Annotated in this window: 23 protein-coding genes; 10 read left to right on the forward strand and 13 right to left on the reverse strand. The window is 63.0% G+C overall.

Annotated elements, in window-relative coordinates; translation table 11 throughout:
- Positions 1-57: 57 nt before the first annotated feature.
- Positions 58-564: a RadC family protein gene (gene radC, locus L3V18_RS01520; protein ID WP_237052847.1), complete on the reverse strand. Its 507-nt coding sequence runs from the start codon at positions 562-564 to the stop codon at positions 58-60.
- 247 nt (positions 565-811) lie between these two features.
- Between radC and L3V18_RS19375 the strand changes: the two genes are divergently transcribed.
- The 7 genes from L3V18_RS19375 (at position 812) to L3V18_RS01555 (ending at position 7,640) form a co-directional block, all read left to right on the forward strand.
- A complete protein-coding gene (locus tag L3V18_RS19375) occupies positions 812-1,147 on the forward strand; it encodes a type II toxin-antitoxin system RelB/DinJ family antitoxin (protein WP_425493447.1) in 336 nt (111 codons plus the stop codon).
- 48 nt (positions 1,148-1,195) lie between these two features.
- Positions 1,196-2,116 carry an ABC-three component system protein gene (locus tag L3V18_RS01530; RefSeq protein ID WP_237052848.1) on the forward strand — a complete coding sequence of 307 codons (921 nt, stop codon included), beginning with the start codon at positions 1,196-1,198 and terminating at the stop codon, positions 2,114-2,116.
- Positions 2,113-2,361, forward strand: coding sequence for an ABC-three component system middle component 6 (locus L3V18_RS01535; protein ID WP_134971565.1), 249 nt, complete (start codon positions 2,113-2,115; stop codon positions 2,359-2,361). Before L3V18_RS01530 ends, L3V18_RS01535 begins: the two co-directional genes overlap by 4 nt.
- A complete protein-coding gene (locus L3V18_RS01540; RefSeq protein ID WP_237052849.1) occupies positions 2,358-4,079 on the forward strand; it encodes an ABC-three component system protein in 1,722 nt (573 codons plus the stop codon). The genes L3V18_RS01535 and L3V18_RS01540 overlap by 4 nt, the downstream gene beginning before the upstream one ends.
- Positions 4,080-4,182: 103 nt before the next feature.
- Positions 4,183-4,959 (forward strand): hypothetical protein, encoded by a 777-nt coding sequence (locus tag L3V18_RS01545; protein WP_237052850.1) that lies wholly within the window; start codon positions 4,183-4,185, stop codon positions 4,957-4,959.
- 26 nt (positions 4,960-4,985) lie between these two features.
- Positions 4,986-6,008, forward strand: coding sequence for a DUF4917 family protein (locus tag L3V18_RS01550; RefSeq protein ID WP_237052851.1), 1,023 nt, complete (start codon positions 4,986-4,988; stop codon positions 6,006-6,008).
- A gap of 81 nt (positions 6,009-6,089) precedes the next feature.
- Complete coding sequence (locus L3V18_RS01555; RefSeq protein WP_237052852.1) at positions 6,090-7,640, forward strand: LA2681 family HEPN domain-containing protein; 1,551 nt, start codon at positions 6,090-6,092, stop codon at positions 7,638-7,640.
- 18 nt (positions 7,641-7,658) lie between these two features.
- On the opposite strand, the gene L3V18_RS01560 is transcribed toward L3V18_RS01555, so the two are convergent.
- The 3 genes from L3V18_RS01560 to L3V18_RS01570 are packed head-to-tail and all read right to left on the reverse strand — an operon-like array spanning position 7,659 to position 9,924.
- Entirely contained in the window at positions 7,659-8,474 is an 816-nt protein-coding gene (locus tag L3V18_RS01560; RefSeq protein ID WP_237052853.1) for a TIGR02391 family protein, read from the reverse strand.
- Positions 8,475-8,493: 19 nt separating this feature from the next.
- A complete protein-coding gene (locus L3V18_RS01565; protein WP_237052854.1) occupies positions 8,494-8,973 on the reverse strand; it encodes a hypothetical protein in 480 nt (159 codons plus the stop codon).
- 12 nt (positions 8,974-8,985) lie between these two features.
- Positions 8,986-9,924 (reverse strand): hypothetical protein, encoded by a 939-nt coding sequence (locus L3V18_RS01570; protein ID WP_237052855.1) that lies wholly within the window; start codon positions 9,922-9,924, stop codon positions 8,986-8,988.
- 139 nt (positions 9,925-10,063) lie between these two features.
- On the opposite strand from L3V18_RS01570, the gene L3V18_RS01575 reads away from it, so the two are divergent.
- Positions 10,064-10,450, forward strand: a complete 387-nt coding sequence (locus tag L3V18_RS01575; protein ID WP_425493448.1) for a helix-turn-helix transcriptional regulator — start codon at positions 10,064-10,066, stop codon at positions 10,448-10,450.
- Between the two features lie 16 nt (positions 10,451-10,466).
- On the opposite strand, the gene L3V18_RS01580 is transcribed toward L3V18_RS01575, so the two are convergent.
- The 7 genes from L3V18_RS01580 to folD all read right to left on the reverse strand — a co-directional run bounded on the left by L3V18_RS01580 (position 10,467) and on the right by folD (position 17,679).
- A complete protein-coding gene (locus L3V18_RS01580; protein WP_237052856.1) occupies positions 10,467-10,991 on the reverse strand; it encodes a helix-turn-helix transcriptional regulator in 525 nt (174 codons plus the stop codon).
- Between the two features lie 4 nt (positions 10,992-10,995).
- On the reverse strand, positions 10,996-11,271 hold the full coding sequence (locus tag L3V18_RS01585; RefSeq protein WP_237052857.1) for a hypothetical protein: 276 nt from the start codon (positions 11,269-11,271) through the stop codon (positions 10,996-10,998).
- 61 nt (positions 11,272-11,332) lie between these two features.
- Complete coding sequence (locus tag L3V18_RS01590; RefSeq protein ID WP_237052858.1) at positions 11,333-12,592, reverse strand: tyrosine-type recombinase/integrase; 1,260 nt, start codon at positions 12,590-12,592, stop codon at positions 11,333-11,335.
- 301 nt (positions 12,593-12,893) lie between these two features.
- A complete protein-coding gene (gene guaA / locus L3V18_RS01595; RefSeq protein ID WP_237052859.1) occupies positions 12,894-14,459 on the reverse strand; it encodes a glutamine-hydrolyzing GMP synthase in 1,566 nt (521 codons plus the stop codon).
- A 29-nt stretch (positions 14,460-14,488) separates the two neighbouring features.
- Positions 14,489-15,058 carry a hypothetical protein gene (locus L3V18_RS01600; RefSeq protein WP_237052860.1) on the reverse strand — a complete coding sequence of 190 codons (570 nt, stop codon included), beginning with the start codon at positions 15,056-15,058 and terminating at the stop codon, positions 14,489-14,491.
- An 88-nt stretch (positions 15,059-15,146) separates the two neighbouring features.
- Positions 15,147-16,604, reverse strand: coding sequence for an IMP dehydrogenase (gene guaB / locus L3V18_RS01605; RefSeq protein ID WP_237052861.1), 1,458 nt, complete (start codon positions 16,602-16,604; stop codon positions 15,147-15,149).
- Positions 16,605-16,779: 175 nt separating this feature from the next.
- Positions 16,780-17,679 carry a bifunctional methylenetetrahydrofolate dehydrogenase/methenyltetrahydrofolate cyclohydrolase FolD gene (gene folD / locus L3V18_RS01610; protein ID WP_237052862.1) on the reverse strand — a complete coding sequence of 300 codons (900 nt, stop codon included), beginning with the start codon at positions 17,677-17,679 and terminating at the stop codon, positions 16,780-16,782.
- Between the two features lie 95 nt (positions 17,680-17,774).
- Between folD and L3V18_RS01615 the strand changes: the two genes are divergently transcribed.
- A complete protein-coding gene (locus L3V18_RS01615) occupies positions 17,775-18,083 on the forward strand; it encodes a DUF1244 domain-containing protein (protein ID WP_237052863.1) in 309 nt (102 codons plus the stop codon).
- A gap of 134 nt (positions 18,084-18,217) precedes the next feature.
- A complete protein-coding gene (locus L3V18_RS01620) occupies positions 18,218-18,997 on the forward strand; it encodes an alpha/beta hydrolase (protein WP_237052864.1) in 780 nt (259 codons plus the stop codon).
- An 18-nt stretch (positions 18,998-19,015) separates the two neighbouring features.
- Here the strand turns inward: L3V18_RS01620 and L3V18_RS01625 are convergent, their stop codons facing one another.
- Together L3V18_RS01625 and moeB are read right to left on the reverse strand one after the other, a co-directional pair.
- Positions 19,016-20,026, reverse strand: coding sequence for a DUF2272 domain-containing protein (locus L3V18_RS01625; protein ID WP_237052865.1), 1,011 nt, complete (start codon positions 20,024-20,026; stop codon positions 19,016-19,018).
- A gap of 86 nt (positions 20,027-20,112) precedes the next feature.
- Positions 20,113-21,240 (reverse strand): molybdopterin-synthase adenylyltransferase MoeB, encoded by a 1,128-nt coding sequence (gene moeB, locus L3V18_RS01630; RefSeq protein ID WP_237052866.1) that lies wholly within the window; start codon positions 21,238-21,240, stop codon positions 20,113-20,115.
- Positions 21,241-21,294: the final 54 nt, after the last annotated feature.

The following is a 21,294-nucleotide window of genomic DNA, read 5'->3' on the forward strand; positions in this document are numbered from 1 at the left end:
CCGGCAAAGTGCAATCTCCCCCGGCGGCGCAGCAAAAAGGGGCCAAAGCCCCCTTCGTTACAGCCAGCCGAGTTCGGCGAATGCCGTCGTCCGGTCGCCTGCAACGATGATGTGATCCAGCGTGCGCACCTCGATCAGCGCCAACGCTTGCTTGAGCCGCTGGGTCAAGGCTCGATCGGCAGCGCTCGGCTCGGGATTCCCGCTCGGATGGTTGTGCGCGAAGATCACCGCCGCCGCGTTGTGCTGCAGTGCCTCCTTGACCACTTCGCGCGGATGAACCTCGGCGCCGTCGATCGTTCCACGGAACATCTCGACGTACTCGATCAGCCGATGGCGCGTATCGAGAAACAGGACCGCGAAGACCTCGTGCTCGAAGCCCGCGAGCTTGGTGCACAGGTACTCCTTGACCGTCGCCGGCGAACTGAACTCGGTACCGCGCTGCATCTTCTGGTCGATGACCCGACGCGCGGCGTCCAGGATCTGGTCGGCCGACGCCGGAAGATAGCGGCCACGGCCGTCACGCACCAGCAGTGAGGCATAGGAAGAGAGGGAAAGCTGCGACATGATCGTGCTCCGGTTGCTCGGGCGGAATTGCCCGGAACCGGCGCCAGCACGGCGCAGCGCAAGCAGTCAGGGGGCGAAGCCGGCCGCCAGGACGCCAGCGCGCAACGCGCGCGCCGCCCTTGACGGCGAGAACGCCGTGGTACGGTGAAGGGAAACAGCAAGACCGCCCCACTCTCTCGCACCCCGGTCCTTGGCAAGCGGAGCGCGCAGGCCCGCCAGGGCCGGAGGCGTCAGGGATCAAAGCCGGATGGCAGTGACTCAGCACAAAGCGTGGGGTACAGCCCTCGAACCCGAGGCGGGATACCAGCGAGACTGCTACAAAAAAGCAAATGACATCGAAGCCCAAATGGAGCACAATGTAGCTACAAAAAACTTGAGGCACGTAATGGCAAGCAGCAGTGATGTCGTTCGCGCCCGGATTGACGGGCATATCAAAGAGGAAGCCACGAACGTGTTGGCAGGAATGGGCTTGTCCGTGTCGGACGCCATTCGGATGCTGCTCACGCGCATTGCGGCCGATAAGGCACTTCCTTTCGACATCAATCGTGTGCAGGCCCAGTCCGATACCAAGAAGAAGCCATGAGCTTCTGCCTGAATAACTCCAAGAACATTAAGCTCAGGGCCTGACCGCATGGATCGCATACAGCAGCTCAACTACGAAAAGGACTTTCGCATCGCCTTCTTGGAATCCAAGGGGGACGGGTTTCAACGCCTGTTCGAGAAGCTGATGTCGAAGGCACATCCCAACGACTTCATGGCTTGCCGACCCTGGGGCAATGTTGGAGACCGGAAGAACGATGGGTATCTGCCTTCTGCGCGAATCCTTTTCCAGAGCTACGCGCCGAATGAAATGAGCGCCGCCGAGGCCACCAAGAAGATCAACGAGGACTTCGAGGGGGCCAAAGAACACTGGGAAAAATATTTCGATGAGTGGACCTTCGTCCACAACGCACCTGATGGGCGTCTGGGCCCCCACATCATCGAAGCCCTGGCCAAACTCAGGCAAGACAATCCGAAGATCAGAATCGGACATTGTGGATACGAGGAAATGCTGGCGAAGTTCCGTCAGTTGAGCCTTCAGGATCTTGAATCCTGGTTTGGTCCCTCGCTGACGATGGAAGCGAACGTCAATCTGGGTTTCAGCGACCTGGCCGCTGTGCTCACCCATATCAGCATCACGCCCGCACCCACGACGAGCGAGGTGAAGGACGTGTCGCGCGGAAAGATCGAGGCCAACCTCCTGTCTCAGGCTGTTGCCGACTTCCTGAAGATCGGCATGCAGAAGTCGCCGCTCGTTGCACAGTTCTTCAATAGCTGGAAGAACCCTACCTACGGCGAGCAGATCGCACAGGCGTTCAAGAGCGAATACGTGGGACTGCGAGATGGTATTCCTCAGCTCCATCCTGATGAGATATTCGGACGCCTCGAAGTATGGGCCGGAGGCACGGCGAACACCACGCCCGCGCACAAGGCAGCCGTGTTGGCCGTGATGGCCTATCTGTTCGACAAGTGCGAGATCTTTGAAGACGCTCAAGCGGTGGTGACGGCATGATCCTGCCATCCAAGCATCTGCCGCAGGATCGAGCGCTACTGACCGTCGGTGCGCATGTTTTGACGTTCCTCGCGCACCCCAAGACTGTCTCGGCACTTTGGGAAGAACTGAACAGGCATGACGCCGGCCTGGCGGCGACGCCCCGGCGCATTACCTATGACTGGTTCCTGCTCGCCCTCGACCTCCTGTACGCCCTTGGAACCATAGAACTCGAAAGCGGCCTTGTTGCACGGAGGGCAGCGTGATTCATCACATCTTCAGCACGCTGCCTAGCTTCAAGAATCTTGGAGATCTGAAGCCCGGCCTGAATGTGCTACTCGCCCAAAAAACCGAAGGGGCAACCACCAAGCAAACACGCAATCGCGCCGGCAAGACCAGTTTCGTTGAGTTGGTGCATTTTCTGCTTGGCGCCGACGCCGGACCAGACTCGATTTTCCGCACCCCGGAACTGGCTGAATACACCTTCGGCATGGACTTCGATCTGAAGTCAGAACGGACGGTGGTCGAGCGCAGCGGTAGCTCCAAAGCCAAAATCTTCGTCACCGTCCCGCCTGCCGCGAAGGTCAAGTTCTCGGCCACCGAGTGGTGTACGTTCCTCGGCGAACAAATGTTCGGCCTGAGTAGCCTTGAAGCTGCAGGCAGCAAGCCGCCTTCGTTCCGGTCACTGTTTGCCTACTTTGTGCGCCGACAGGCGAGTGGTGCATTCATGACACCGGAGAAGCAGGCCACGATGCAGGGCACCGGCGACATGCAAATGGCGCTGATGTTCCTGCTCGGTTTGGACTGGCAGATCGCCCGAGATTGGCAAGCGGTCCGTGATCGGGAAAAGACCCTGGAAGAGCTGAAGAAGGCGGCCGGGAACGGCGCGTTCGGTTCAATCATCGGCAAGGCCGCCGACTTGCGCACTGAGCTGACCATTCAGGAAGCCCGTCTCAAGAAGCTCCATGCGGAAGTTGAGACTTTCCAGGTCTTGCCGGAATACCGGGAACTGGAAGTCGAAAGCGCCACGTTGACCCGGCAGCTCAACGAGTTGGCCAACGCCAACACTATCGACTTCTCAGCCATTCGTGATCTGGAAAGCGCACTCGCCTCCGAGGTTCCTCCAGACCATGAAGACCTTCAGGCGGTCTATCAAGAAGCAGGCGTCGTCCTACCTGGCCTGGTCAAGCGCCGCTACGAGGACGTAAAGAGCTTTCACGAATCGGTGGTTCGTAATCGCAAGGACTATCTGTCCAGCGAACTCGAAGCTGCCAGGCTGCGCATCGAGCTGCGCGATAGCAAGAAAGCACAACTCGACCATCGGCGCGTTGAAATTCTGGGCATTCTCAAGAGCCATGGCGCGCTCGAACAGTTCCTCAAGCTGCAAGGCGAACTGGGGCGACTTGAGTCCGAAGTGGAATCATTGCGGCAACGCTTCGAAGCCGCCGAGCAGCTCGAAGGCACCAAGAACGAGTTGGAGATTGAGCGCAACCGCCTCACGATCCGCCTACGGCGTGACTTCACCGAGCAGAAGGATCGACTGGCGGAGGCCATCGTCGCCTTCGAGGAAACCTCGCAACGCTTGTATGAATCGGCCGGCAGCATGACGGTCGACGAAACCTCCAACGGACCGATCTTCAAGTTTCCGATGCAGGGTGAACGCAGCAAGGGCATCAAGAACATGCAGATCTTCTGCTTCGACATGATGCTTATGCGTTTGTGCACCAAACGGCAGATGGGGCCAGGATTCCTGATCCATGACAGCCATCTCTTCGATGGCGTTGACGGGCGTCAAGTCATCAGTGCATTGCGTCTTGGCTCGGAGATCGCGCAGGAACTTGGCTTCCAGTACATCGTGACGATGAATGAAGACGATGCTTTCAAAGAGACCATCGAAGGCTTTGACCTGAATGACTATGTACTTCCCACGCGGTTGACAGATGCAACGGAGGATGGCGGGCTGTTTGGTATCAGATTCGGATAAGTACGGGATTGATTGAAATCTAGAACGTCCGACTGAGCCCAAGCTTCCTGGCTGTGGGTAAAAACAAGCTTGAGACGCCCTCCTGAAATTTTCGAGAGGCAGCATGATCGGACAAAGAACCCGTTATTCGTTCGCCCAATTCTTGGAGCTGCAGGAGCCGATGGTTTCAATCGTGCTTCTGGCCAAGTACGGTGCTGAGCACCTGTCGCTGTCGCATGGGCAACTGTTGTACGGTTTATTGAATACGCTGCGCGATCTGGATGACCGCACGCTCATGCTGGCGCTGGCTGAGGTCATTGCAACTGCGGGCGATCTACGGGCCAGGGTCAATCCGAAATATCGATTCGACGAGCGCCAGCATGATCTGGCGCAATGCCTCCTGCTGGACGGCTACATCATCCAGGACAAGAAGCTGATCCAGACCGATCCGTCGATTTCCGATGCGGCTCCCTTGGAGGACGACCTGATCACGGCGCTACAAAACTCAGGGGCCCCTCGTGCGCAGGAGATAATCGCCAAGATCAACGATTCGGCCGGCGCGTTCCGGGCAACTCCGCCCGACTACAACGCATCGCTTGTGAACGCCCGCGTGGCGCTGGAAACTTTGGCCGGCGACATAGCCGCCCATGTTGCCTCGCAGCGGCAGACGCCCGCTGCCTACAATCCATCGAAGTGGGGCGAGGTGCTTGCATTCCTGCGCGGCAGCGGCGAGATCACCACAGAGGAAGAGAAAGGCCTGGCTGGTGTCTTCGGCTTTCTGAGTCCTGGCGCCCACCGCCCGGTGGGAATCCCTGAAGATCAGATGACTCGGCTTGGTCGTTCTTTCGCGCTCAATATGTGCTGGTTCCTGCTCAAGAACCATCTCGCGCGAACTCCATAGACTTGAATGCGCAAGGACCAGAAAATATGCCGTTTGAGATCAGGCCTTGGGAAGCAATTGCGCAGAATTACGGATGCACAGTTCTGCTCGGCAACGGCGCCAGCATTTCCGTCAGCCCGAGCTTCTCCTACGGCTCGCTGCTGCAACATGCCGCCGAGCGGAACCTGCTCTCTGACGATACTCAGCGGTTGTTCGAGTTCTTTCAGACCAACGACTTTGAGCTGGTTCTTCGGATCGTCTGGCAGGCATCAAACGTCAATCGTTCTCTACGCATACCGGACGAGCGGACTCATGCCGCCTACGTCGGTCTTAGGGACTGCCTCATCCAAACAGTCCGCGACATTCACCCTGAACACGGTGCGGTAAGCGCCCACCTGCCGAGCATCTATCAGTTCCTGAAGCGGTTCAGAACCGTCATCTCGCTCAACTACGACCTGGTGGTGTATTGGGCTATGACGTACGGATTGGACGTCGACGACCAGCATGCTTTCAAAGACTGCTTTGTGGGAGGTGGCGTTTTCGACGATGACTGGCAGCGATTCAGGCAACCGATCCGAGGAGATCGTTCGACCTCGCTCGTGTTCTATGCGCATGGCAGTCTGGTTTTGTGCCGAAACTTGGTCGAGCAGGAGCGCAAGATCCACAACCTTCAGGACGGATTGCTGGAGGCGGTCCTGCAGCGCTGGCAAAACGGAGAGGTCGTGCCCTTGTTCGTGAGCGAGGGAACGTGGCAGCAGAAAGTTGCTTCCATCCAGAACAGCTACTACCTCTCCACCGTCTACAGAGAGGTTCTGAAATCGCAGCGGGACACGCTGGTGGTCTATGGTTGGGGCTTCGCTGAGCAAGACATCCACCTCCTGAAACGCATGAAAGACACGGGCATCAATCGCGTGGCGGTATCAGTATTCCGAGGGGATCAGGCTTACTGCAATAGGGTCTTCCAGACGATCCACGACGAATTGGGAACGCATGTCGAGGTGGATTTCTTCGACAGCGAGAGCCCCGGTTGCTGGATTCACCCTCACCAAGTATTACGTCCTGTCGTATAGCCCAAGGACGGAAGTTAGCGGCGCCGTCATGCGGGCGTGAACGGCATGCGCGGCCCTTCACGGAGCCCCGTTATGTCATCAATGTTAGATAGGTTCTACGAGCGGTCCGCTCATCTGAATGCCTTGCTAAACAACAATCCTGCCGAGGCGGTGAAACAGGCCCGGGAGATCAATCTGAATCTCGATACAGATGAGCGATTCAACCTGATGAGTCTGCGCGCCGCCATCTTGGTAGATGGTGGCGCATTGACTCAACAGCAAGATGCGATTGAAGAAGGGATCACGCTGCTTCGTGAGCTTCACAGCCTATTTCCAACTGCGCACATCACCTACAACCTAGCCAACGGGCTGACCGCAGCGACAGGCTCCCCACCGCGTGATGCAAATTGGTTGAATCATCAGGAGTTCACCAGAGATCAGCGCGCCGAAGCACGACAATGCTTCTGGAAAGTCGCTCAGGACGTAGACGCCGATCCAACGCTGCGAACTCAAGCTTGGACGAACCTCGCCAACCAGTTCAGCAGTAGCTACCGGCTCGGTGAAGCCCATGATGGATGGCTTGCCGCACTAGAAATTGATCCAGAGAACGGCGTTGCTGCAAGCTCAGCGGCCCGTAGTTTGCTCTGGCTCTATGAGCAAGGCGGCTGCTCAGAACTTACGCGTATTGAGGCGATCATGTTGGCCAAGATTGCGGATCGGCATCGGGATCGAGTTATCCAATACGCCGGCGCGCAGGCCGCGAAACAGATCGCTGCGTTCGCAGGCGAATTGGGAGATCCGCCACGACGATCGCCGCACCAAGATCCATTCATCAGTTGGGTCGAACGTGAACGCCTGACGCTTGCGCCAGTCGTCGAACTCATCGACCCTACCATGGGCAAGCTGGACTGGCTCATGCTTCCCGGGATTCTGGAGCGAGAGTCGGTTGCAGTCGGGATGCCCCCACCCGCGTTCGCCATGTTCAACATGCTGAAGAGCGACTTCATCCTCGCGCGTGACTTGTTATGGCGGGCTGGCGATGAAAACGCATGGCCTGCTACGGGGCGGTTTGGGGACACTCTTGACTATGCTACCTATGGACCAGATGCGTCGGCGCTTATCTTGGCGCACCGCACGGCTCTCGACCTGCTTGACAAGATCGCGGTAACAGCAAACCACTACTTCGAGTTTGGGCTGCCGCCGGATAAGGTCTATTTCGGCAAGCTGTGGCGGCGAAGCCCTGACAAGGCGACTGGCGTACGCCCACTTATCGAAAAGGTGGAGCAGGCGATTCGTGGGGGCGCCAGTGCCCTCTATGGCCTTGTAGAGCTTGCCGAGGACTATGACAGCAGCGCGGGCATCCTGCGTTCTCAAAAGGATCTCCGCAACGCAGGCACGCACCGATTCGTGGTACTGCATGACATTGGCGACCCAGAGAACAGCAGGCAAGCGCCTGAGATCGAACATCACCGAAGGGAACCGTTTACTCAGGAAGTATTGCGCGCCTTGCGTGTTGCCAGGTCGGCCATCCAAATGCTTGCGCTTTCGATTTCGCAGCACGAACAAGGTTTGGCACAGCGGACAGACGGCCTTGTTTGGTCACTGATCGTCCCCGACCACGACTGGATTCGTGGACGCGACGACGAAACTTGAATCCGCCCCCGTCTTTACCTATGGCGAGATGACAGCTGCTTTCATGGCGCCATCCAGCTTGCGATGAATCAGTGATACCAGGGTCAGGATGTCCAGTGCGTCCTGTTCGGGCATGGGCCAGTTCGTCTTGGGCGCATGGGCCAAAGGATTGCGCACGGCGCCGAACAGGCCGACCAGCAGGTTGGCAAAACCTTTCTGCTCACTCTTCTCGGACTCGGTGGTGAGTGGTCCCAAGGCGATGACGGGCTGCTGGCCTGCGAATGCCTTGTTCACCAGGTCAGCTCCATCACCGTTCAGACCCGACAGCAGGCGAATCCGCTCCGCAACGCCTTTCGTTGCCTCGAACACGGCGTGGAAGTAGTTTTCGTCCAGCAGCTCGGCACGGCAGTAGTTCAGCACTTCTGCGTGGACGACACGGCTTTCCAGCGCGGCCTTGAGTCGTCCAGCTCGGGCGCGCGCGGCATCAAGCGTCGTGGCCTTGTCGGCGTGCCCAACCTTGCCGTCTTCGCGCACGTAGAAACCAGAGAAGGCAAGGACGACATTGAGTTCGTCGCGTCGCCAGGCGAACGTCGCGGGGTCGCGGGCGTAGTTCACCGGGTTCATCGCGCGATTGATGAACATGATGAGATGGTTGCCGACCTGGTGCTGGCTCTGTGCGCCGGCCAGCGCATTGAATAACCGCTTCCACTTGGTCATGCCGGGCGACGTGTCGGAAATCTCGATTTCTTGCAGCAGGCGTTCGATCTGCGTGCCGCTCAGGCCGCGCTCTGTATCGGCGAGCACGCGGCACGCGGCTTCAAGATGCTGCGAGCTGAACGGTGGAATACGTGTCATGAGTTTTCCCTGCTGCCTCTCAAGCCCATTCAAGCATGGTGATGATCGCCCGCCCCTCGGTTCCAACCTCCACAAACAGGGCATGCTCGTAGCCAAGCTGCTGCTTATAGCCCCGAAGTTTCCGAAGGTCGATCTGTCGGTCAACACGGCTCGTTGACTTCTTGAACTCCAAGACCAGGTAGTTGTTTCTCGTGCCTCGTCGATGAACGATCACATCTGGAAATACGGTCTTCGCCTCATCATCCTCACTGTCCGGATACAGCTCCAGATGTCCGAGCCTCTTCGGCTCTGTACCATCCCGGTTGTATTCGCAATCTACGGCCCAATCAGGAAAATGCTGCTGGAGATACATCGCGAATCGAAAGGTAATGGATCGTTCGTTAGCGTCGATACCTAGCAAGTCATGATCATTGTCCAGTAGTTCGGACAACGCGCGCGCCACAGCCTCGCCCGGAGGATGGTTGTTTAGGCACTGGATTTGGTCTTCGGACAACGCCATTGACATGCTCGCCTATTGAAGTCTCACATTGAAGGACGAGCACACCGATCGAAACGTCGTCAGAATTTTCCGTCTAGCTTCGTCCAATTCGTCGGCAACGCGAGGCGTGAGCATGTACGTTGGGCAATTCGGCTGACCGCATCCGCAGTGCCTGATCTCCCCTTCCTTTAAACGGGTCACAAAGATGCGGCGCAGCTCATCTACTTGACGAACCACCTTTGTGAGCATCGCTTGGGTGGGCTGATCTTGAAGATGGTGGATCGAGGGGATACGCCTGATCTCGTCGCCCTCGCGCGTCCGCCACACCCCGGTGTTGAGCGCACCAATGGTGTCCTCGATTGCCTGCTGAAAGGCAGGCAGGGAGCTCTCCTGCTGAAATGGGGTGCGAAAAGCCGGTCGGTCGAACACGGCCGCCATCAATTGCAGCACGTCGGCATCCGAGAGGTCGGGGAAGTCATCCACGAACTTTCGGATCTCCGCTTCGGCGTCGGGAAACTCAATGCCTCGTACGAAGCGGTGCAGCAGGTATTCGCCGCGAAGCCGCAGGTTTTCCTCGAACTCCACACCCGACCAGATCGTTACATGAGGAATCCCCAGGGAAGCTGCGGCCTGCTCGATCCGAGTGCGGTTGGCGTCCGAAACAGCGCCACGAGAGACGAACTTGAAGGCATCCGGTGTTCCGCCTATAGCCTTGACCGCCTTGGTCATGTCGCCCTTGGCTTTCGCCAATGTGAGCGTGTCCCGGTTCGCGCACTGGATAATGGTCTTGCGTGCAGGTTGGCCATCAAACAGTTCGATGCCCGAAACGTCCCGTCCTTGATCGCCTCCAGATTGGCCATGCCAAATCAGGTCACGCCAGCCGGCGCGCACGTGATATGCAAAGACAAGGCGCTCGAACTGAACACCGCTGTAGTCCTCGAAGTGGATCGGAGAAACCGTCACCGTTGCCATGCCCCTCCCCTTTTCACGTAACTACTGTTCTTGAATACGCTCCTCTACGCTCCAACGAGTTTCCACGATAGCCAATGAAAGCCACCATTACTTCGTGCGGCAGTGAACCTTGCAGCGCCGAACGCTCACGGAGTGCGATATGGAGAATAACCCGACACAACTCAACAGCCGAGACACCGGCGCCAAGGAGCCTTCTCGCCTAGTATCCGTCTCCCTGCCCGGCTCGGACGCCTACGACGATCTCCCACAGTTCCCAAAACGCAGTGCTTTGCCTTTCCGCCGCACCATCCGCCGCCAGGAACTGCGGCAGATCGTCCCCTTGGCTGAAACGACAATTTACGAAATGGAGCGCCGCGGCGAGTTCCCGCGTCGCTTTAACCTGACGCCGCGCTGCGTCGTGTGGGACTTGGCTGAAGTGGAAGCGTGGATCGAGGAACGTAAGCAAGCCCCTCGCCTCGGCCTCTCGAAGCCGGATGTCCACTTACGAAAAACCCGCCCTGTCCGGGCGGGTTCGAGTGAGGAATGAGGCGGAGCTACGGCGCTTATCCCACCAAGGCTTCCAATTCTTTGGAAGCCGAGCGCGGCAACCGCCGGCCCTCTTTCGCCACATTGACCTGCAAGGCCACCCGCGCAATGTCGAGAACGTCCTTGGCCAGCGCATAGCTTCCCTTGGCCTGCAGCCAAGCCAGCACATCCGACAGGTGCCAAATGGACGCGCTGCCCTCATGTACAGGCGCCGGAAAGCTGCCCGGATGGGCCAGCATCAGCTTGCGCATGTTCTGCCGCGACACGCCGACGATTTCGGCCACGTCGGTCAACCCGACGAGATCCGGCGCCACTTCGATCAACTTGGCCGACGGTACGGCGCTGCGCACGTCGGCCAACGCGCTGCGCACGGCCGCGTCCGCGCTGTCCGCCTCTCGCGTGAACTCCAACGCCAGCCGCCCCGGCTGGCCGATGCCGACCAAGGCATCGTCGCAGCCGGCCTCGCCCAGACGCTCGACCAGGCCATCCGGGTCGCTGTCGTCTTCGGTGAGCTGGTATTTCAGGGTGAAGGTGTATTCCATCGTGCTACTCCTCGGCACCGCCTTCAGTCTCGCGCTGCTTGCGATGCGTGGTGCAGTTGTCCACGACACGCCGCAGAGCGCGTGCGTGGTTGCCAGGGTTCTTCGGCGTGCTCCATACGCTAGTGATGCAGAACTCGGCGCAGCGACACTCCTCATCGTTGTACGGGCAATAAATCCGCCCCCAGGCGTGGCTGCCGCCGACTTCGACGCGCCAACCCTGCCCTTCGGCGTGCCTGAGAGCTTCCTCGACCTCCTTCTTCGGATGAGAGGGACGGGCCATCAGTGGTCTCCAGTATCGGGGTGACGGCCATGGTTGTCAAGTGACAACCATGGCCGTCGTTTCAGACTGTCGCGCTCAACACCGGCACGACCACATGCTCCGGCATCAGCCTCGGCACGTAGGTCAGCCCGTCGATCCAGGCATCGACCATGTTGGCCCACTCCTGCAGCATGTGACGCCGCTGCTCGGCGTACTCGGCCTTGTTGTAGACCGAGCGCGAGGAGCGCCCGCTTTCCTCATGCGCCAGGCACTTCTCGATCCAGTCGCGGTTGAAGCCCACCTCGTTCAGCAGCGTCGAGCCGGTGCGACGCAGATCGTGCACGGTGAACGGTTCCAGCGGCAGGCCAGCGGCCTTGGCCCGCTCTGCCACGATCTGCGTGACCCGGTTCAAGGTCGCATGGGACATGCAGCGGTCGGAGTCGTAGCGCGACGGCAGCACGAATTTGGAGCCGGCTGCGCAGGTATGCAGCGCCACGAAGATGTCGAGCGCCTGGCGCGACAGATAGACCACGTGCGGATTGCGCCCCTTCATGCGTTGCTTCGGGATCGTCCAGGTCGCGCTCTCAAAATCGACCTCGTCCCAGGTGGCCTCGATCAGCTCGCTCTTGCGCACCAGCGTCAGGACGATCATCCGCAACGCCAGCCGGATGGTCGGATAGGTGGCCACCGACTCCATCTGCCGCGACATCAACCGGATCTCCAGCGGTGACAAGGCACGATCCTTCGGCACGAAGGTCGCAATCGACGCCGCGCCCACGTCGTCGGCCGGGTTGTCCACCTTCTCGCCGTGCAGGATGGCGAAGGCGTAGACCTGCTTCACGATGTCGCGGATGTGGACCGCGGTGGCAGGCGCGCCACGCGCCTTCACCTTGTTGCAGAGGGCGCGCAGGTCATCGGCCGCGATTTCGTTGAGCTGCCGGTTCTGGAACGCCGGCAGGATGTCCCGATCGATGATGCTCTTGCGCATCGCCTTCGTGCTGTCGGCCATCCGGGCGCCCGCCAGCCACTTTTCGGTCATGTCGCCAAAGGTCTTTGCGGCGGTCAGCCGGCGCTTCTCGCGCTGCTTCTCCAGTGCGGGGGACTTACCCTGGGCGACGGCCTTCTTGGCGTCAATCAGCTTTTCGCGGGCCAGGGCCAGCGAGATGCCTGCCGGCCCGTAGCGACCGATGGTCAGCGTCTCACGGCGGCCGTTGAGACGGTAATCGTAGCGGAAGGTGACGGTACCGACGGGCGATACCGTCACGTACATGCCGTCGCGGTCAAAAGCCTTATAAGTCTTGGGCTTAGGCTTGAGATTGCGCAGTGCGGTGTCGGTAAGCATCGAGGTTTTTCCTCCTGTTCGTGACGGCTTTTACCGTCAGGGGCCAGGAGACCTGCTGATGCTCGGAAAGCCGCATGAAACAAGCTTTCCCGAGGAGACTTTTACCGTCAAAGACCGGTTTAGTCTGGATAGTAAACGGGAGGGTCTTAATCCGGTCCCCGATTCGTACCGTCAGTTCTACCGCCAACCTGTTCTGCTGGCCGGCGATAGACATCGATAGCTGCCGTGACGTATTTCTTTCTAAATCAACACGTTATGACAGATTTTCGATAGCTGACGATAGTCCCCGAAGGACCTGATTTCACTCCCACTCGATGGTCGCCGGAGGCTTGCCGCTGATGTCGTAGACCACGCGCGAGACGCCGCGCAGCTCGTTGATGATGCGGTTCGATACCCTTCCCAGGAAATCGTACGGCAGGTGCGCCCAGTGCGCCGTCATGAAGTCGATGGTTTCCACCGCGCGCAGCGCGATCACCCATTCGTAGGCGCGCGCGTCGCCGACCACGCCGACGGATTTCACCGGCAGGAACACCGCGAAGGCCTGGCTGGTCCTGTCGTACAGGCCGGCCTTGCGCAGTTCCTCGATGAAGATGTGGTCGGCCTTCGCCAGCAGCTCGGCGTATTCGCGCCTGACCTCGCCGAGGATGCGCACGCCCAGGCCCGGGCCCGGGAACGGGTGCCGGTAGACCATCGACTCGGGCAGGCCGAGTTCGACGCCCAGGCGCCGCACCTCGTCCTTGAACAGTTCGCGCAGCGGCTCGACCAGGCCCAGCTTCATGTGCTCGGGCAGGCCGCCGACGTTGTGGTGGCTCTTGATGACGTGCGCCTTGCCGGTCTTGCTGCCGGCCGATTCGATCACGTCGGGATAGATCGTGCCCTGCGCCAGCCACCTGGCATTGGACAGCTTGCCGGCCTCCTCGTCGAAGATCTCGACGAACAGGTTGCCGATGATCTTGCGCTTGGCCTCCGGGTCGGCCACGCCCTCGAGTGCCTTGAAATAACGGTCGGCGGCATCGACGCGGATCACCTTGACGCCCATGTGCTCGGCGAACATCGCCATCACCTGGTCGCCCTCGTTCCAGCGCAGCAGGCCGGTGTCGACGAACACGCAGGTCAGCTGCCGGCCGATCGCCTTGTGCAGCAACGCGGCGACGACCGAGGAGTCGACGCCGCCGGACAGGCCGAGGATCACCTCGTCGTCGCCGACCTGCTCGCGCACGCGGGCGATCTGGTCCTCGATGATATGGGCCGGCGTCCACAGCGTCTGGCATCCGCATATCTCGGTCACGAAGCGGCGCAGCAGAGTCTGCCCCTGCTTGGTGTGGGTGACCTCGGGATGGAACTGCACGCCATACCAGCGCTTGTCCTCCAGCGCCATCGCCGCGACCGGGATGCGGTCGGTGGTGGCGGTGACGGTCCATCCCGGCGGCGCCCTGGAGACGTGGTCGCCGTGGCTCATCCAGACGTCGATGCGAGGCTCGCCGTCGCGGTCGGACAGGCCACCGAGCAGCGCGTCGTGTGCGACCAACTGCACCTCGGCATGACCGAACTCGCGTGCGTCCGCTGCCTCGGTCGCGCCGCCGAGCTGCGCGGCCAGCGTCTGCATGCCGTAGCAGATGCCGAGGATCGGCAGGCCGGCGTCGAACACCTCCTGCGGCGCCCGCGGCGCCCCCTCCACCGTGGTGGACTCGGGGCCGCCCGACAGGACGATGCCCTTCGCACCCCACGCCGCGATTTCCGCCGGGTCGTGGTCCCAGGCCCAGATCTCGCAGTAGACGCCGATCTCGCGGATGCGACGGGCGATCAGCTGGGTGTACTGCGCGCCGAAGTCGAGGATCAGGATCTTGTCGGAATGGATGTCGGTCATCGGGCGCCCCAGGGTTTCAGTAGTGCGGTTCAGAAGTTCGGTTCAGGCAGTTGCAGCGTCTGCGCCATCGCCGCCGACAGCGCCTCGTAGCCGGCCTGCTGCGCCGGCACATCGGCGGACCAGTGCATGGACAGCAGCGCCGAACACGGCAGCGCGTCGCGGTCGCAGTCGCCATCGAGCGGCCACAGCGCCACCTGCCGGCGCAGACCGTGCGAGTGTGTTTCCCTGGGCTCCCTGCGCAGCGCGATCAGGTTGGAAACCCGACCTTGAACGGCGTCCCGCCGCCCTTCGATCCATAACAAGTAACGCAGCTGGTCCTGCTGCGGCCAATCTGCCTGGCCCAGCTCCAATGCCGCGGCGACTTCGGCGATCTCGTCCCAGCGGTCATTCGGGAACCGCAGAGAGGGCAGGCAGCGCACGTCGACGACAACGCCCTGCCCGGATTCCTGCGCCAGTCGCCAGTGGTCCGAGTGCAGTTGCCTGGATCGCCATCCGGCGGGCAGCCCGAAAGCAGCGCCACAGACCTCCACCTGCGTCCATGGCGCGGACGTGGCTGCTGCGGCGGCAGGTCCCGGCAACGGTCCAGTCGTTTGCGGCATGCTGCAGCCACCGGCCAGTATCGCCAGCGCCACCGCACAGCCGGCCAACCCGCGAATCGCCACCGGGGCGCGCATCGCCTGCCCGGCCTCAGCCGGCGCGGTAGTTCGGCGGCTCCTTGGTGATCTGCACGTCGTGGACATGGCTCTCGCGGCTGCCGGCATTGGTCACGCGGACGAAGCTGGGCCGGGTGCGCATCTCCTCGATCGTCGCGCAGCCCACGTAGCCCATCGTCGCGCGCAGTCCGCCGACCAGCTGATGGACCACGTTGCCGAGCGGACCGCGGTACGGCACCCGGCCTTCGATGCCTTCCGGCACCAGCTTGTCGGCATCCGATGCGTCCTGGAAGTAGCGGTCCTTGGACCCCTGTTCCATCGCGCCGAGGCTGCCCATGCCGCGGTAGCTCTTGTAGCTGCGGCCCTGGAACAGTTCGACTTCGCCCGGCGCCTCCTCGGTGCCGGCGAACAGGCCGCCGATCATCACGCTGGACGCGCCGGCGACGATCGCCTTGCCGATGTCGCCGGAGTAGCGGATGCCGCCGTCGGCGATCAGCGGGATGCGGTCCTGCAACGCCTCGGCGACCATCGCCACCGCGGTGACCTGCGGCACGCCGACGCCTGCGACGATGCGGGTGGTGCAGATCGAGCCCGGGCCGACGCCGACCTTGACCGCATCGGCGCCATGGTCCATCAACGCCAGCGCGGCGTCGCCGGTGACGATGTTGCCGCCGATCACCTGCAACTGCGGGAACGTCTTCTTGACCCAGCGGATGCGATCGAGCACGCCCTGCGAATGGCCGTGCGCGGTATCCACCACCACCACGTCCACGCCGGCGGCGGCCAACGCTTCGACACGGGCCTCGGTGTCGCCGCCAACGCCGACCGCGGCGCCGACCAGCAGCCGTTCACTGCTGTCGTAGGCGGCGTTCGGATTGTCGCGTTTCTTCTGGATGTCCTTGACCGTGATCAGGCCGCGCAGCTGGAAGCCGTCGTTGACCACCAGCACCTTCTCGATGCGGTGCTTGTGCAGCAGCTCCAGGACCTCCTCGTCGGAAGCGCCCTCGGCTACCGTCACCAGGCGATCCTTCTTGGTCATGATGTGACGGACCGGATCGTCGAGTTTCTTCTCGAAGCGCATGTCGCGACTGGTGACGATGCCGACCAGTTGGCCGCCGTCGACCACCGGTACGCCGGAGATGTTGCGGGCGCGGGTCAGCTTGAGCACTTCGCCGATCGTGGTTTCCGGGCCGACGGTGAACGGCTCCTTGATCACGCCCGCCTCGAACTTCTTGACCTGGGCGACCTGCGCGGCCTGGGCTTCCGCGCTCATGTTCTTGTGGATGATGCTGATGCCGCCGAGCTGCGCCATCGCGATCGCGAGGCGGGCCTCGCTGACGGTGTCCATCGCCGCCGAGAGGATCGGCAGGCGGATGCCGAGGTCGCGGGTGAGGCGGGTCGAGAGGGAAACGTCCTTCGGCAGGACGGTCGAATGCGCCGGAACGAGCGATACGTCGTCGTAGGTGAGCGCTTCAGCCTGGATGCGCAGCATGGGCGGGCCCGGGGAGGATGAAGCGCGTCATTGTAACCTGTCCGGGCCCCTGGACGTCCTCCCGGATGCTGAATTCCGTGTTCCGCCGGCGGGACGATCCAGCGACCGGAAGATCCGCAGGAGCGGCGTGAGCCGCGATGAAGCCTTCCGATGGGAAGTCCGCCGTGGCCTACGCCTACCCGGCCGCTTCCGCCGCCTCGAGCGTGTTCTGCATCAGCGTGGCGACCGTCATCGGCCCCACCCCGCCCGGTACCGGCGTGATCCAGCTGGCCCGCTTCGCTGCCTCGGCGAAACCGACGTCGCCCACCAGACGGCCGTCGTCCAGGCGGTTGATGCCGACATCGATGACCACCGCGCCGGGCTTGACCCATTCGCCCGGGACAAGGCCGGGCCGGCCGACCGCGACGACCAGGATGTCGGCGCCGCGCACCGACGCCTCGAGCACCTCCGGCGGGGTGAACTTGTGGCAGCTGGTCACCGTGCAGCCGGCGATCAGCAGCTCCAGCGCCATCGGCCGGCCGACATGGTTGGAGACCCCCACGATGGTTGCGCTCTGCCCGCGCACCGGACGATCGGTATAGGCCAGCAGCGTGGTGATGCCGCGCGGCGTGCATGGACGCAGGCCGAACTGGCGCAGGGCGAGATGGCCGACGTTCTCCGGATGGAAACCGTCGACGTCCTTGCGCGGATCGATGCGCTTGATCAGCGCGCTGGCGTCGCGACGGTCGGGCAGCGGCAACTGCAGCAGGATGCCGTGGATCTGCGGGTCGGCGTTGAGGCGGTCGATCAGCGCCAGCAAATCGGCATCGGACGTGTCCGCCGGCAGGTCGAAATCGACCGCGCGGATGCCGACCTTTTCCGCCGCCCGGCGCTTGTTGCGCACGTAGACCGCCGAAGCGGGGTCGTCGCCGACCAGCACCACCGCCAGCCCCGGACGGCTCCTGCCGGCTGCCAGTCGGGCATCGACCTGGGCCTTGAGTGAGTCGAGCAGGTCCTCGGCGATGCGCCTGCCGTCGAGGATCTTTGCTTTTCCGCCCGGCCCGGGGGCTGGCAGGGGGAGCTGGGGTTCGGTCATGCGGTTTCCGGAGGGCTGCGCTACAGTCGGAGCCGCGCATTATCCCCCATCCGGCCGCACCGGGCGGCCCGCAGCACGCAACTCGTCATCGAGCCATGAACGAATCCGATCACGAAACCCTCCATATCGAGGCCGCCGTCTTCCGCCGCCTGCGCGATCACCTGATCCAGACCCGTCCCGACGTGCAGAACATCGACCTGATGATTCTCGCCGGTTTCTGCCGCAACTGCCTGTCCGACTGGTATCGCGAGGCCGCCGAGGCGCGCGGCATCACGATGACCAGGGACGAGGCCCGCGAGGCGGTCTACGGCGAACCGTTCGCCGACTGGAAGGCCAGGTACCAGAAGGAAGCCACGCCCGAGCAACTGGCCGCGTTCGAGGCCGCGCGCCGGCAGCACGGTTGAACGACGCCGGACGGCACCCGGTGGCGACGCATCCTCCGGGCGTTACCCGCGCGACCCGCCACTCCGCGGACCGACAGCGGACGGCGGCACGGCGTGGAACGTGGGCCATCGTTCTCGGGCTGCTGGCTTTGGTGGTGCTCGGCTACGCCGCGATCTGCGGCTTCATGTACGTGACGCAGCGCGATCTGCTGTATTTCCCGCAGTTCACCCGGGTGGCGCCGGAACAGGCCGACTTCGAGCTCGCCGGCGCACCCGTCGCAGAACCCGGGTCGCCGCAAGCGACGCTGCGCGGCTGGCGTCTCAATCCCGATCGCCGACACGCCCTGCTCTATTTCGGCGGAAACGCCGAAGCGGTCCATCACAATCGCGAGACCTTCCGCGAGTGGTTCCCTGATCACACCGTCTACCTGCTCGCGTACCGCGGCTATGGCGCCAGCGACGGCACCCCGTCGGAGAAGGCGCTGGTTGCCGATGCGCTGGCCCTGCACGACTTCGTCGCCACGCGGCACGAGACCGTGGACGTGGTCGGCCGCAGCCTCGGCAGCGGCGTCGCCGCGCAACTGGCGGCACGGCGGCCGGTCCGGCGCCTGGCCCTGGTCACGCCGTTCGACAGCCTGGCGGCGGTCGCGCGGGCGCACTATCCGTGGCTGCCGGTCGACATGCTGATGCACGACCGCTTCGACTCGGCCCGGCACCTGGGTGGCTACAGCGGAGAGGTGCTGGTGGTGCAGGCCGGGAACGACGAGGTGATCCCCGCCGCACATACCCTCCGCCTGATCGAAGCGCTGCCGCGGTCACCGCAGGTCGTGACGTTGGACGATGCCCGCCACAACGGCTTCGACGCGCGTCCGGAATATCGCCATGCCCTGCGCGGGTTCGTCGCGCCCCCGGGTGGCCACGACAGCACCCGCTGAGCTCCTGCCGCGGGCCGCTCAAGGGCTGGGCGGCGGTGGACAGCGCGGCACGCCCGATCCAACCACGCAATGCACGCAGCATCGCTGCGCCGGAGGGGCCTGCGGCCCGGCCGGGATGGTCGGTGGCGGACTCATCGACAGCCCCGGCTTGAGCTTCAGCAACGCGACCCAGTGCTGGTTGTTGAAGCTGCAGGCCCTGGCATTGTCTGGCCTGCAGCCGATGTTGCGCCCCTGCGGCAGGTTCCAGAAGCGTCCGGCACGGTTGATCGGCAGGATCCGCATCGTCACTCCCTGCAATATGTTGCCGCCCACCAGGTAGGCGCGCCCGTCACCGTCGCCATTGGCGTCCACCACCACGTCGCAGTGCATCGCCAGCGCGCCGGAGCCGTTCCTGTCGAGCCAGTCGACCAGCGTCGTGTGATCGGCCACCGCAGAGGCACCACGGACGAAGCACAGCAGGTCGCCATCGGCGGGCTCCGTGGCCAGCGGATCGGCGATCAGGAACGGGCTGCCGCCAGGGTCTCGGTGGGCGTGGCGTACGTAGTCGATGTGGCTGGGCGAGGCGCCGAATCCGGGCACGCCCGACTGCACCATCACGTAGGACACGAAGGCGGCCGACCATGGCGTGTCGATCAGGAAACCGCGGCAGTTCGGCGATGCGTAGCTGTCGTTGGTGACGTATTCGCAGGTGCTGGCTCCCGGCCGCTGCGCGACCTCGCCGAGCAGACCGCTGCCGCGCCAGTAGTCGACCACGCGCTTCCAGGCCGGAGTGGCGCCATCGCCAAGGAGCCCGGTCTCCATCTCGGCGACGGTGGTGCTGGCCAGATGGCCGTCGATGTCGAGGAACGGCTCGTACCAGAGCCGGTGCTCGCGGCAGGCGACGGCCGAGATCCGCGACGCCAGATCGCGGGCCTGCAGCGGGTCCTTGCCTCCGCACCCGCCGGCGGTCGCCGTGCCGGATGTCGCCAGCCACAGCGTCGATGCCATGCCAAGCGACGCCAGCGCACCTGCGAAGCCACGGATGTGCATGCCCGATTCCCCGGTCGTGAGAGCCCGATCAATGTTCCAGAGCCGATGTCGCGACCGGGTGAGCAACGCCGGTCCCGGCGGACGCTTCAGGCGCCGGCGCAGAATGCCGCGTAGTCGATATAGCCGGGAAATTCGCGGTCCGGCGCGCAGACCGGGCAATCCGGATCGGCCGAGAGCCGGGTCTCGCGGAATCGCATCGCGAGTGCATCGAAATGCAGCAGCCGTCCGCTCAAGGGCTGCCCCAGACCGAGCACGAGCTTGATCGCCTCGGTCGCCTGCAGCAGGCCGATCACCCCCGGCAGGACACCGAGTACGCCGGCCTCGGCGCAATTGGGCGCGGCCTCGGGCGGCGGCGGTTCCGGGAACAGGCAGCGATAGCATGGTGCCCGACCGCGTTGGCGCCCCGCATCGAACACGCCGGCCTGGCCCTCGAAACGATGTACCGCGCCGTAGACCAACGGCTTGCCAAGCTTCACGCAGGCGTCGTTGAGCAGATAGCGGACGGGGAAATTGTCGGCACCGTCGATCACCACGTCGGCGTCGGCGATCAGTCGTTCGACATTGGCGGCGGTGATGCGCTCCGGGAACGCCTCGACCCGGACCCGTGGATTCAACGCCGACAATGCGATCCGCGCCGACTCGACCTTGGCCACGCCGATCCGGGCGTCGCTGTGGAGGATCTGCCGCTGCAGATTGCTGCGGTCGACCACGTCGTCGTCGGCCAGCACGAGAGTGCCGACGCCGGCCGCGGCCAGATAGTAGGCCGCAGGCGATCCGAGCCCGCCGGCGCCAACCATTGCGATCCGTGCGGCCTGCAGACGTCGCTGGCCGGGCTCGCCGATCTCGGGCAGGCGCAGGTGACGCGAGTAGCGGTCGTAGAAGTCGGAGTCGCCGGCAGGCACCTCGACCGGCAATCCCTCGGCGATCCAGCGCTCGGTACCGCCCTCGACCGACGCGACCCGGACATAGCCGGCCCGGCACAGCGCCTCCGCCGCCTTCAGCGAACGCCCGCCGACCTGGCAGATCAGCATCACCGGTGCCGCCGGATCCGGCAGCACCGCGGCCGGGTCCGATTCCAGCTCGCCGCGGGCGATGCCGAGCGCTCCTTCGGCATGGCCGGTCGCGCGCTCGTGCGCCTCGCGCACGTCGATCAGGACGGTGCCGTCACGGAGTCGCTGCAGAGCCTGCGCAGGAGTGAGGTGTTCGATGTCCATGCGGCGATTATCGCGCCAATCGCCAGGAGCCGGGCCGCGGATTCACGCGGAAGA

The organism is Marilutibacter chinensis (assembly GCF_021725675.1).
GTDB classification, from domain to species: Bacteria; Pseudomonadota; Gammaproteobacteria; order Xanthomonadales; family Xanthomonadaceae; genus Marilutibacter; species Marilutibacter chinensis.